12 protein-coding genes are annotated in these 12,128 nt (G+C 53.4%); 6 read left to right on the top strand and 6 right to left on the bottom strand.

What is annotated here, in order from left to right; genetic code table 11:
* Nucleotides 1-123: 123 nt before the first annotated feature.
* Both JCM21793_RS06275 and JCM21793_RS06270 read right to left on the bottom strand, forming a co-directional pair.
* The gene (locus JCM21793_RS06275) at nucleotides 124-1,947 is read right to left on the bottom strand and encodes a plasmid replication protein, CyRepA1 family (protein WP_155983385.1); all 1,824 of its coding nucleotides are present in this window, start codon (nucleotides 1,945-1,947) and stop codon (nucleotides 124-126) included.
* Complete coding sequence (locus JCM21793_RS06270) at nucleotides 1,944-2,954, bottom strand: hypothetical protein (RefSeq protein ID WP_025029814.1); 1,011 nt, start codon at nucleotides 2,952-2,954, stop codon at nucleotides 1,944-1,946. Before JCM21793_RS06270 ends, JCM21793_RS06275 begins: the two co-directional genes overlap by 4 nt.
* A gap of 107 nt (nucleotides 2,955-3,061) precedes the next feature.
* Between JCM21793_RS06270 and JCM21793_RS06265 the strand changes: the two genes are divergently transcribed.
* The gene (locus tag JCM21793_RS06265; protein ID WP_025029813.1) at nucleotides 3,062-4,117 is read left to right on the top strand and encodes a tyrosine-type recombinase/integrase; all 1,056 of its coding nucleotides are present in this window, start codon (nucleotides 3,062-3,064) and stop codon (nucleotides 4,115-4,117) included.
* Between the two features lie 262 nt (nucleotides 4,118-4,379).
* On the opposite strand, the gene JCM21793_RS06260 is transcribed toward JCM21793_RS06265, so the two are convergent.
* Complete coding sequence (locus JCM21793_RS06260) at nucleotides 4,380-5,114, bottom strand: HAD family hydrolase (protein ID WP_025029812.1); 735 nt, start codon at nucleotides 5,112-5,114, stop codon at nucleotides 4,380-4,382.
* 237 nt (nucleotides 5,115-5,351) lie between these two features.
* Between JCM21793_RS06260 and JCM21793_RS06255 the strand changes: the two genes are divergently transcribed.
* Nucleotides 5,352-5,822: a hypothetical protein gene (locus JCM21793_RS06255; RefSeq protein ID WP_025029811.1), complete on the top strand. Its 471-nt coding sequence runs from the start codon at nucleotides 5,352-5,354 to the stop codon at nucleotides 5,820-5,822.
* Between the two features lie 18 nt (nucleotides 5,823-5,840).
* Here JCM21793_RS06255 and JCM21793_RS06250 read toward each other — a convergent pair.
* Nucleotides 5,841-6,976 (bottom strand): IS3 family transposase gene (locus tag JCM21793_RS06250; protein ID WP_370671626.1). Its coding sequence is split into 2 segments (ribosomal slippage): nucleotides 5,841-6,706 and nucleotides 6,706-6,976, totalling 1,137 coding nucleotides; the frame shifts between segments, so codons are not numbered across the junction.
* 109 nt (nucleotides 6,977-7,085) lie between these two features.
* Between JCM21793_RS06250 and JCM21793_RS31400 the strand changes: the two genes are divergently transcribed.
* Nucleotides 7,086-7,640: an RES family NAD+ phosphorylase gene (locus tag JCM21793_RS31400; protein WP_081784647.1), complete on the top strand. Its 555-nt coding sequence runs from the start codon at nucleotides 7,086-7,088 to the stop codon at nucleotides 7,638-7,640.
* Between the two features lie 413 nt (nucleotides 7,641-8,053).
* Here JCM21793_RS31400 and JCM21793_RS06240 read toward each other — a convergent pair whose 3' ends face one another.
* Both JCM21793_RS06240 and JCM21793_RS06235 read right to left on the bottom strand, forming a co-directional pair.
* Nucleotides 8,054-8,929: a hypothetical protein gene (locus JCM21793_RS06240; RefSeq protein WP_025029808.1), complete on the bottom strand. Its 876-nt coding sequence runs from the start codon at nucleotides 8,927-8,929 to the stop codon at nucleotides 8,054-8,056.
* A 365-nt stretch (nucleotides 8,930-9,294) separates the two neighbouring features.
* Complete coding sequence (locus JCM21793_RS06235; RefSeq protein WP_007010879.1) at nucleotides 9,295-9,558, bottom strand: helix-turn-helix domain-containing protein; 264 nt, start codon at nucleotides 9,556-9,558, stop codon at nucleotides 9,295-9,297.
* 94 nt (nucleotides 9,559-9,652) lie between these two features.
* Between JCM21793_RS06235 and JCM21793_RS06230 the strand changes: the two genes are divergently transcribed.
* The 3 genes from JCM21793_RS06230 to JCM21793_RS06220 all read left to right on the top strand — a co-directional run bounded on the left by JCM21793_RS06230 (nucleotide 9,653) and on the right by JCM21793_RS06220 (nucleotide 11,543).
* Entirely contained in the window at nucleotides 9,653-9,991 is a 339-nt protein-coding gene (locus JCM21793_RS06230) for a hypothetical protein (RefSeq protein ID WP_025029807.1), read from the top strand.
* A 41-nt stretch (nucleotides 9,992-10,032) separates the two neighbouring features.
* On the top strand, nucleotides 10,033-11,004 hold the full coding sequence (locus tag JCM21793_RS06225; protein ID WP_155983383.1) for a hypothetical protein: 972 nt from the start codon (nucleotides 10,033-10,035) through the stop codon (nucleotides 11,002-11,004).
* 266 nt (nucleotides 11,005-11,270) lie between these two features.
* Complete coding sequence (locus tag JCM21793_RS06220) at nucleotides 11,271-11,543, top strand: hypothetical protein (protein ID WP_025029805.1); 273 nt, start codon at nucleotides 11,271-11,273, stop codon at nucleotides 11,541-11,543.
* Nucleotides 11,544-12,128: the final 585 nt, after the last annotated feature.

The following is a 12,128-nucleotide window of genomic DNA, read 5'->3' as shown; positions in this document are numbered from 1 at the left end:
CCCTTTAAAAAATAAATATAATAATAAAAATATAAAATGAGCGAAGCTCCTTCACTGCGTGAAGGGATTCATGATTCAAAAATATTTTATCATAATCGGTCGCTGCGAATTTAATCGCGTAATTTAATTGGTTGGTGTGCGTCTCCGTTGGGAAATTGATTTCATCTTCTCGTAGCTCCCGTCGTCTATTCGATAGGCATAAACGGTTTTCCCATCCGCAGTCGTTTTTCTTGACCGCTGCTTCAAACCAATCTCTTTGAGGAAAAAACCAAGCTGGCTAAATGGCTTCGACCGATAATCGCTGCGCAAATCACGTGCGAAATTGATCCTGTAGCGATGCTTATTCTCGTCAAGGAACGCGACAAACCCCTCGATGTCGGATGAGGACAGTTCTTTCGTGGTGTCAAATTCCCCCTCTCGGTATAGGCCGACCAATTCCATCACTTCTTTGATCATAAAAATCTGCGGATGGAATGCGTTGTAGGAGTCCAACGAGAGGGTGTTGCCGGATTGCGCATCTGACATTTTCCCGAGTATCGATATCATCTCGTAATCGCTGATCAGTTCAAAGCCACGTACAATCCTTCGGAACCGCCCCTTGTCGTCCAGTTTGATCAGCTCATTGGTCAAATCCTCTTTGTAAAAGCGCTCGATTGACGTGCGGGCGAGTGCGGCCGCTTCTGTTTCGGAGAGCTGCCGCCCAGCGCGGTGCCTCGCTTGAACATCCTCAAATTCGTTGTCATCCAAGCGATCCGCCATCATCAGGCGATCCGCATACTCCTGCGCGCTCAATGTGGCTCCATGTTTAAGGAGCTCAGCACCGGCAATAACCATCTGATCGTCGGGTTCGGTCTGAAGAACCGTGAAACCCTGCCGTTCCTTGTAGTCGATGAAGTTGTTTCGGAGGTCGTTCATCGACGCGCGGTTCTGCGTCAAAATCGGGGTGACAAGCTGGAGCAACGGATTGCTTTTGGCGAATACCGGCTGCCCATATTCATCCAGTCCGGTCAGCAAATGCTCCATCAGGTCTGACTGCACAGCATCGTTCATCACAGTATCTGCGCACGTGTCATAGAAATGCCTGCGCCCCGATACGTAAACCTTGATGGCCTTCGGGTGCCGAACTCTGGAAAGCTGCTGGTCGCAGTCGAAATGGCTTGTGATGCCATTTTCAAACAACCCGTAGACGACATCAAAAATCTGCTCGTTATCTGGAAACGATATGTCGACGCCCGAGCTGATCGAAGGAGAAGCAAAGACGGCATCGTATTTGCGGGATTGTGTCGCTGGATCACCGAGGAATTCCTTGACCTTATCGGTGTTTGTCGTCGCTGACGTGATCAGGATCGATTCCTTCTTCCTGCCGAAACGTTTGGTGATCGAGGCGTGAATTCTGTCGACGGTGGCCTTTGAATTCGACGTGACAAACACCTTGTAGCCAGCATTGACTGAGGACTCGATGTCTCCGACAATCGCTTTGCTGCTGGGATACATCTCAATTTTGCGTCCTGCACTTTCATGCTGGTTGATGCACAACTTGATCGGGGTGTCTTTTTTGACCTCGCGCGCCCAAAGCGAGATGTTGTTGAATGAAATCCAGCCTAGATCAGCATCCAGCGCGATCACATGTTTTGCCGAGGCAATCAGCTGCCGTAAATGAACGAAAATACGTTGCCGTTTGCTCGATATTGTATCCGACAGAAAATGCGCCAGAACCTGCTCTGATTCATCAATCAGCACATAGTCATACTGCTTCAGTCTGGGAACTCGCTGGATGCTATCCAGTGAAACGCCATAGAATTCCCGACCGTTCGTTTGTGTCTGCGGGTTTTCAATCTCATCGAGATAACAGTCCAATCCGAGCCGATCACACATTTGTCTGATCAGCGAGCGGCGATGTCCAATCAGCAGTACAGACTTGGCTTTCCTGCTGATGATCTCTTTCAAAAACTCCGTCTTTCCGGTCCCTTTTGGCTTTTAATAAAGGTGACGCCCGGGCTGGCCGGCGCAACAGAAACATATTGCTGATTGAGGAATTCGATCTCTCCGGGCCGTGTTTCAGGGCGCCAGAAAACCTCATCCAGTTCGTCGGATTTATCAGCGGCGATCTTCTCTGCTGCGTTTTTGGCGGCATCATCAAACGAATAGAAGTCGAAGCGATCCGAGTTCGACGGCCAGAAACTCGCTTCACACGCTGAGCAATGGATACCATTGATGCCGCGCTGACTGACTATCACGAAGGCGCTGGGGTTGGTGTCGTGGTGAAACGGGCAGTAGATCGTTGTGGACCGCGCAAGCTCCTCCAATCTGGCTTCACGATTATCGGCCGTGCGCACTGATTGGTCTGGTGCAACTGACTTCAAGGAGCGCTGGGTTTTCTTCTCCGATGTCTCAGCGCCATGACTCGTCGTCACCGCATTGAAACTCTGGTCGATCAGTTCGTTGACCTGATCTCGGCACAGCCCGCCATCAAATACAGTGATGTCGGCTTTGTCATTGCCGAAGAATACTCGAACTGGATCGGTGGCAGCAGTGTCTCCGCCTATTTTGAGTGCGAGGGAGCGTGTGAGGGCGCGAAACTCTCTTGCATCGGTGATCGGTTCTTCCAGTGCGAAAACGATGCGAAACCGATGTACCTCTTCAGTGTGGCTCGCTGTCGTGTAGATCATCGTGGCCGACTGTTCGACGATGTCGATGTTCGCTGCGCCATCAAGGCTGATACCAGCGTCGACATCGACCGAAACGAACCCGCCGCTCTGAAAGTTCGATGTCTTCCGATTTCCAGAAAACTGCGCGCTGTATGCGTAACCGCTCAGAATCGCACCGGCCAGTTCTTCAATCGTGACCTCTTGCGCCGTCCAACCCTCAGTGAACGCCATTGTGTCATTGCGGTCGTTCTTGTTGATCAGGCGCTGATTAATTGAAACCGGCAACTTCTTGGTTAGCCAGGACATGCTTCCCCCATCAGTGCTGTACGCCCAAAGGCCGCCCAGAGGTTGAAACGATAGCATGCGTTGCCCTGCGCACAATATCTGAGGAAGGAGCTCGCGGAGGTTGTTCCATGACCCTGATAAAGCGCCCGAATTCCCGCTTCTGGTATGTGCAGTTCCAGATCGACAACCAGACGTTTGTCCGCTCGACCAAGACGTCCGACCGCAAGGTCGCGTCTAAGATCGCCGACAAGATCAGGTCGGATGTTCAGCAGTCGATGCTGCTTGGTCAGACGAAGACAATCACATTCGGCGAAGCAATGCGCCGCTATGTGGATTCAAAGAGCGGGACACCAAGCCATTCCAATCTGTTGTCCATCGAGAAGACCGCTCTGAGGCTGATCAGGGCGGCAACGCCTCTCGAGGCTGTGACCTCTTGTGTTATCGAGCAATATGTCAGCCGCCGCGTCAGCCAGGGCAGAAAGCCGCAGACGATCAAGCACGGGGTCAATTGCATCGTGGCCGCGATCAACAAGGCGCGAAAGGATGGCTATCGCTGCCCACCAATCGATCCGCCACAGGTCAAGGTTCCAAACAAGCTGGTCCGGTATCTGTCGGTCGCCGAGGAAAAGCGATTGCTTACCGAACTGGACCCAAATGGACGGCGCAATGGTCTGCCTGACAACAAGAAGGCGAGGGCTGTGCTTCAGGACAATTACGATCTGGTCGTCATCCTGTTGGACACTGGTGCTCGGTATAGCGAGATTGCAAACATCCGCTGGCAGCAGATCAACCTTGCAGAGCGCTCAATCGACCTGTGGCGTTCCAAGGTTGGCAACCAGAGTGTGCTGTTCATGACGGATCGGGTGGTCGAGATTGTCGAGCGCAGGTGGCGTTCGCGAACCGGCGAGTATGTGTTCACCAACAAGGCTGGTGGTCCGCGAGGGTATTCGGCGATCGCGATTCGCAAGGCGTTTCGGCGGGCAGAGCTTGCGGATTGCTCGATCCATACGCTTCGCCACACACATGCTACACGGCTAATCCAGAATGGCCTCAGCGTTTACGAGGTGCGGTCGGTGCTTGGTCATTCCGACATCAAGACCACGCTGCGATATGCTCATCTGGAACAGGCTGCGGTAACGCAGAAGGCGCGTGATGTGATCAATCGGTTCGTTGCGGCTGAGTGAAATGTGACGGTGTTCTATGTGGCTGGTTTGCGTGCCTGTTTCGGGCATTCGAGCTCCCAATCCCGGTCCCCTGAAAGCTTGCTTTCGTTTTCGACACGGCAAAAAGTCTGGAACGGGCGGGGAGCGGACGTCTGCCGCAGCCGCGAAGTTCGCTGGCACGATTGGCCATAGCGGTTATTCGTGACAAAACCACCCGCCAGCAGCACCCAATGAATGTCATGCGGACTTTGGCGACTTTCGCCGTTAAAACACCAATGTCGGCTTACAAATCATGGTCCACCATTAGCCCAACCTTTTGGGCTCCGGCTATGATGTCGCTGGCAATATAGTGCGCTAGCGCGCGTATTTCGGCATCGGGGGCAACGATGTCAGGGACATGCACTGTAATTAAGCCTGCCGCGTGCGCAGCGCGAACGCCGTTGGGCGAGTCTTCGAAGGCCACGCAAGTTGCGGGGTCGTGACCCAAACGTGCAGTAGCATGTAGGTAGATATCTGGCGCGGGCTTGCTAGCCGCGACCTGATCACCGCCTACTACATCGGGAAAAAGCGCACTAAGTCCCGCTCGGTCGAGATGCAGATGAGCCTTTTCTGTCTGGGTGCTGGTGGCGATGATGTAGGGAATATCCTTTTCGCGCAGATGTTCTGCCACCGCGCGAACACCAGGTTTGACGGGGACGCAATCTACTAACCGTTGCGCAATTTCTTTGTCCCAGACGGTTTCGAACTCTTCCAATGTGACCCGTCCCAACAGCCCCTCGGTCAGCAGCTGACGTCCCAACACATGGTTCGTGCCGACTAGCCGCAGAAACAAATTGTCATCCTGCGGTAGCCCAAGAATGGTAAGCGCCGTGCGGAAGCCCTCAAAGTATACCTGTTCAGTATCGAGCAACAGGCCGTCCATGTCGAACACGACGGCTTTGGGAAAGGGGAGATGCATGACGGATGCTCCATATTGCTTTGTTGTTGCCAACATCAGTTGTTTCGCAATTGCTGACATTCGTACAGATTGCAGTATCTAGAACTTTGGGCTCCAACCCGCCATTGCGGCATCAGCCAGTCGGATTGCTGGTATCGACGGCCCCAATGACCGCTCTGAGCCCGAAGCAGACATTAGGCATGGAATTGAATTCAGGGACAATTTTTGAGCAATACCCAGTTAGCAAATGATTTCTTCACGCGCCTTGTCATGGTATGAGGAAACGTTCAAATCAGTGCGTAGCTTAGAGGGACAATAGTGAACCAATTCGATCCATCGCATCCAATTGATGAGGAATTTTTTGAAGACGTGTTTCTTCAGGAAATTGATTCTTGGTTTTCTGCTGACATTGCTTGTTGTGAAAGCTGCTACAAAAATTTTTTAGCAACTTGGCCCAGAGCTTATTATGCCAACTCCGAAGAGTTTCAAACAAGCCAAATTCAGCTGGATTTGTTTTACGAAGGTTCTCGCATAAACTCATTTTTCACGTGGGAGCAATTTTCGCGACTTATTCAAGATTTGGATTGTCCAAGATGTGGCGAAAAGTTTTGTTATACAATATTTCCCTATAACCTACCGTTTGATATTCATGAGACATTCGAGGACGATATCGTTGCCATAAACGACATCGCACAAAAGACGCCCTTTTTGTTGCTAAAAAACGAGTTTGCTTTGAGCGTCCTGACTGAGGTGGTCCCGCCTGGTGAGACAGTTTGGCGGCTTGGCTAAGGTGGATCGGGTTGGTTTCTATGCCGCCAGTTGCTCCGTCATTTGTGCCATAGCATGGACCTCGTCGGGTGTCCTGCCGCCGAAGGTCGAGTGCGGGCGTCGCCCATTGTAGTAGGCTATCCATGAACCGATCCCGTTGCGGGCTTCGCTTCCGGTCTCGAAGGCGTTGAGGAAGACGCACTCGTATTTGAGGCTGCGCCACAGCCGCTCGATGAAGACGTTGTCCATCCAGCGGCCGCGCCCGTCCATGGAGATGCGGATGCCGGCGTCCTTCAGCGTGGTGGTGAAGGCGAAGCTGGTGAACTGGCTTCCCTGATCCGTATTGAAGATGTCGGGCCTGCCGTGGCGGGCGATCGCCTCTTCGAGCGCGGCCACGCAGAAGTCGGCGTCCATCGTGTTCGACAGCCGCCAGGCAAGCACCTTGCGGCTGAACCAATCCATGATGGCGACGAGGTAGAGGAAGCCGCGCCGCATCGGGATGTAGGTCACGTCGGCGGACCAGACCTGATCCGGACGCTCGATTGCCAGATGGCGCAGGAGGTAGGGATAGATGCGGTGCCGGGGATGCGGCTCGCTGGTCCTCGGCGCCTGGTAGATCGGCGACAGGCCGATCTTGCGCATCAGCCGCCGGACCCGTTTGCGGCCGACGCACCAGCCCTGACGGCGCAGATGCCGCGCCATCTGACGAGAGCCATACCAGGGCGCTTCCATGAACGCCTCGTCGATGACGCGCATCAGTTCGAGATTCTCTGGGCTCTCGCCAGTGGGCTGACGATAGAACGACGCCCGCGAGATCGAGACCAGTTCGCACTGGCGACGGATCGAGAGCCGTTCGTGATCGGGATCAATCATCATTCTCCTCCGATCCAGGCTCAGCGATCGAAGGCCTTGGCCAAAAAATCCCGCTCGACGACGAGCTGGCCGATCTTGGCGTGCAGCTTCGTCACTTCGGCTTCCCGGCCGACCTGTACATCGGAAGCCTTGTCGTCGAACGCCTTGGCCAAATTCTCGATGGCCTGCCGTTTCCACTGCGTGATCTGGTTCGGGTGAAGCTGGTGCTTCGTTGCCAGTTCCGAAATCGTCCGCTCGCCGCGGATCGCCTCAAGCGCAACCTTGGCCTTGAACTCGGCCGTAAACCGTCTGCGTGTCTTCATGCTGGATCGTCCTTCTCATCGGGAGATCCACCTTAAGCCCCTGTCTCAATAACCGGGACCACCTCAGACCGTCCTTTCAGAACTTTCGCAAGATACAAATCCTCAACCAATAACAACCGCTTTATTTCGAGCCCGTAGTGAAAAAGGATTAGACGACTGCACTCCCAAACAGTTTGATTTTGCGGAGCCCCGCTTTGTTAGCGAGGGGCGCTATAACCATGCAGGGCAACCGACTCTTTACCTTGCTGATAGTGAAAAAACCTGCTTTCACGAATTAAGACGTTCAAGCTGCGTCATTGGCGAGATTCGTTTGGGCGGCACATTAAAGGTTCTGGACTTAGTAAACCCTTACGAGCACCATAAAGATTTTTGTGACATCTTAAATGCACTTGTTTTTTCAGCGCTCCTGAGTACTCCTCAAGAGGACGAAGGTTATCGAAAACCTGCGTATGTGTTTTCACGGTTCGTTGCTGATTGCGCTCGCTATAGTGGTTTCGATGCAATCAGATACCCTTCGACGAGAGCAAATCCAAGTGCACAAAACCTTGTGGTTTTGAGCACAGATTTTGCAATTGGGGTTGGATCTCAGTTGATTAAACTCACTCGATTTGACGGTAGTAAGTCTACTCCGGTTAGCGAACAAAATGATGCATTCGTCGAATAACTGGAAATCGGCAGAAATGTCCGCTTTGCCGCCGTTTGGCAGCCAGCCGCCTTCGCAGATGCAGCGGATGGTGGCTCCGGCGAGCTGCATCGCAGTATCCTATCAGCAGGTGAATGACCGGTATGGGCCGGAGCCGGACTGTGGGCTTTCGGGCAAACTACCGCAAGGAACGGGTCTCCGTTCGGGTGGCTCCGCTGACAGGCGGAGACCCAAATACGATCTTTCACAATGTAACGTTCGTACGGCAGGCGCTATAAGCGCAATCTTCGTTGCCGGAGAGCACTGCCTCGGCTACAGTCGGATTGAGGGTGACTCACCAGAGCGCTATTATGCGGCGGCGGTTATCCGACCGCATGCTAAAGGTACTCTTGGCAAAGCGATAAAGCAGACTCTGGTGCCCTCACTCCTTCCAGTCATACGTCCTTGTAATAGGCGGATTTCAGTATGACCCGCCGCTTGATCTGCTGGGAGAGCATTGCTGAACGATACCAGCGCTGCGGATAGCGGATTTCCTCGATGACCCGGACATGTGCAGTAGTGGTTGTGTCGACTCCCAAGGCGGAACGCCTGCGAACATCCCTGAACTTCAGAAGGTACTCAGCAGTCCGCGTTTCAAGCTCGCACTCGCGTTCGAATCGTACATCGAGGAGCGCCATCGTCGACGGCTGGTGCTGGAGAATAGCCGGGAGTCTTGGGATCAGGCCCAAGCTCGCCTGCTTGCTACTCGCCGATCGACTTTTTCGGAACATGTGACGCCAACCATGCTTCGTGAATTCGATGTCTCCCAAGACTGGTGAGCGCACGACCTTATGCGATCGATACGACGCAATCGCTTTACTACGGCTTGCCTTCAGATCTGGCATCGTCTCTGGTATAATCACTCCCCTGCCGCCGCGTCGGTTGCCACTCGCGTGGGACATGGACCTTGCAAGGTCGTAGACCATCGCCGGGCCAATACGGTGATGGTTACCATAGTTCTGAGCCGTCGCTGTTGAATCGGGATGGACGTACGCCCAAAAGCTGTGATTGGTATCTCGATCGACCCAAAGGATACACACCGCATGATTGGTCCGACGCGCCCTGGTCTTAGCGCGCTTGAATAACTTGAAGCCACCACGTTTCTCCATACGACCATAGCTCGCGCCCGACTTAGCTTGGCAAAGTATCAGCATCCTCTCCTTGGGGCACCATGGATGCTCAATCGACATGATCATGTCGATCTTTGAATTGTCATCTTCCCGCGATCCCCATTGCCCCTCGCCGCGACATGCTAAAAGGCAGCGGGCCATAACGAACGACTCCGCATCGCTCCATTGATTGCGTTTTCCGCACTAGTCTGAAGCGGCTCGGCAACGGCAATCGACGTAAGAAAACGGGACATGTCTGGCCTTTAACAATGGGGCGATGGCTATGTTGAGGGGTACTCCAATCTGCACGTTCGTTACTGGCTTAGTCAAATTGGGAATGGCCCACGAGACTCCACCATCGCTCTGGCTAGCCAATAAGCTTCTGCAGCTTCGGCGCAGGCCTCATCCCACTGTGGAAACCACGGCGCAGCATCAGCCAATTTGTCAGGTGGTACGGTTTCCGTCCTCAGGCCACTGAATTTCCAGCAATCGGCACGATGATGACGTGTTGGATTTGACCAACCCAATCAGCTCGCCTTTCGCCGACCTGGCCTGAGCGGTTCCGGTCTTGGTGTGCCTTCAGCGGGCTTGGCGAACAGTTGCGATATGTGCACGTCGAGTGCAGCGGCAAGGCGATCCAGTGTTGCAATCGTCGGATTGCGCCGGCCTCTCTCCAGATAGCCGACATACGCGCGCTCGACATTGGCGATCAACGCAAGCTCGTCCTGAGAGATTTTCCTCTCAACACGCAGCCTTCGCAAATTCCAACCAACAAGCTCTTGCACATCCATGGGCGGAAGCAATCACTTGCACTTGAATAAAACCACGTATTATAGGACCATAAATTAAGCGCAAGCCCCGCTGTCGCTTTTTCAGGAGAGCCAAATGCAAGAGACGTCTCAGGCAACAACAATCGAATGCCCCTACTGCTCGGAACCGATCAATCCGAAGTCCAAGAAGTGCCGCCACTGCGGTGAAATCCTCGATCCGCAAATGCGTGATCTGGAACTGCTGAAATCGCAACGCAGCAATCCGAACGTGTTCATGAATGCTGGTGGTGGAGCAGCGGCGGCATCTGCATCATCGTCGGCGTCAGGTGAGGGCGCAGGGCTTCGCAGGTTCCCGCACTGGATTCACATTCTGCTGTCGTTGATCACCAGCGGGCTTTGGCTTCCCGGCTATCTGCTGATGTATCTGTTCCGCAATAAGCGGTACTACTACTGACGTTGTTGAGCTGACTTGAGCCGTAGCGGATGCTCTGGCCCATGGTTCAAGAGCACTTATTGAAGGCAGGCTCGGATACAGGGCCTGTTCCTGATCTCGTGCGTTTCATTGCCGGTGACTTCACGCCGTCGGTCATGGCGATCTGGCAGGGCGACACTGTTGCCGACTATCTATTGGCTTCATCTGCGCAGCGTCATGTCTGGCATGCGGTGATTGCTGCGTTTGATGATCAGTCACCGCCCCATTCTGAATTGCGTTGGTGGCTTTCCAGAACACGGCGAAAACACCTTTTGCGCGAGGTATACGGCAATTGTCCGCCGGGCATGGTGCAACTGCTATCCAAACTCGGACCGCGCTCGCAATCTCCGGGTTTCTACCGTGCCGCATATCAGGCGATGAACCGGCGGGACAGCCTCAGCCGCGTGCTACAGCGCTCTCAAAAAATCGATCCGCGTATGGTCTTTGAGATCGCCATGCTGCCGACCGATCCGTTCACCGCGCGTCTTGCCAGTCACGCGCTTCGAAGCAATGCGCCGCTGTTTCAGGTCGCCGAAATCTGTTGGCTGGGGCGGCGTGTTGCTGCGCTGACAGGCGATCAATCCGTTCTCAATGCGGTTTCGGGTTCGAGCAGTCCTTTTGGTGTCCTTCGCAAGATGATCGCAGCATTGCCGTTCCCCGAGGCTCCATGGCTGGTTGATGGGCTTGTGCCTGTCAAAACCTCAGCCGAGCTCGCACGAATAGCTCGCGAACTTGAAAACTGCCTGACCGATCATGATCAATTCTATTCCGCATGCCTCGATGTGCAGGCGGGTGTCGCCTTCTATTACCAGGCGCAGCAGCCTGAACGCCTGTTGCTGAAGTTCACGCGGCTGGGCCGTCTTGGCTGGTTCCTCGATGAGTGTCGCGGTCAGGCCAATCGGTATCCATCACCCCAAGAGATTGAGAAAATCATAGAGCGCTTGTCGGCACGTGGAGACGTTTGGTGCGAGCGCTTGAATTATCAAATCGTCTAGGAAGGATGTGGGGTGAATATCTCGGCGTCTGCAAAGCAATCATCAATGCGAAGGCAACGTCGTGTCGCGATGTCCGCAGCGCAATTCGAGGCATGGCTGAAGCATGTCGGCTTCAGCGATCGTCGCGCCGCAACAATTTTGCAGATATCCAGAGCAACCGTTGCGAAGTACCGTAGAGAAGGCGCACCGGCGCATATTGGATACGCTTGTACGGCGATAGCGTTGGGGCTTTCCATGTGGGAGCCGCACTCTGAATGAGGTGCTGAATGGTGGATTGGGTAAGGCGGCAAATATTGGTGCTGCTGCTCGCAACGGTGTTCGTCGGTCCAGTATCTGCCGACGACCAATTCGACTGGATTCCGCAGCCTTCTGCGCCGGATCAGGAGCGGCCGGGTGGCGATTTGGAGGCGCGCCCGAAATGCTATCCGACAAGGATGGTGGGGATTGCTGAGAGCTCAGCGGATTACTATGCGTCTTGCCAATCCGAGCCGGTTGGGGAGGGGGCTTCGGAAAGGTTTGAAGAAAATGAAAATCCGTAAAAGTTGTATATGGGTGTGGGGACAATAAGAGTTAAGGATTATCGATATTCTATATTTATAAAAAAATACAAAATCATCAAAAATGAGCGTAGCTCCCCTTCACTGTGTGAAGGGATTCTTGTTTCCTTTTTTACAATTTTATCAATCTTATCAAAAAAAATTCAAAATCTCACCCAATCGAGGGTAACAGAATGGATTATATAGAAACCCAAAAAATATCCCGGCTGTTACCTCGATTGGGTGAAATTGGCATGGAGCGTCTCCAAAATTCCAATTCAAAATCAAAGCAATCATGAGCGAAGCTCATCTTCACGCGGTGAAGGATATTTATGTTTACTTAATGGTCTTTTATAGCGATTACGGATGGTGTACTTCATTCTCGAGGTTCGGTGCGCGCCTGAACTTTCGGAGTGCCTGCTCGGTTGACTGTGATTGCGGATGTCAATGAGGAAGGAGAGCGCTTCCTATTTGGACGGTGGACGAATCTCATATGGCGGCTATGTTTGAAGGATGGAGTTCACCTGTTTCGAGGGGTGGGATTATGGTTGTCGATGTCACAAGTGGGGCAAGGCTTTTCACACTGTC

Source organism: Nitratireductor aquibiodomus NL21 = JCM 21793 (assembly GCF_000615975.1).
GTDB classification, from domain to species: Bacteria; Pseudomonadota; Alphaproteobacteria; order Rhizobiales; family Rhizobiaceae; genus Nitratireductor; species Nitratireductor aquibiodomus.
The sequence above is the reverse complement of the archived record's forward strand: the minus strand, read 5'-3'. Positions and strand labels throughout refer to the sequence as shown.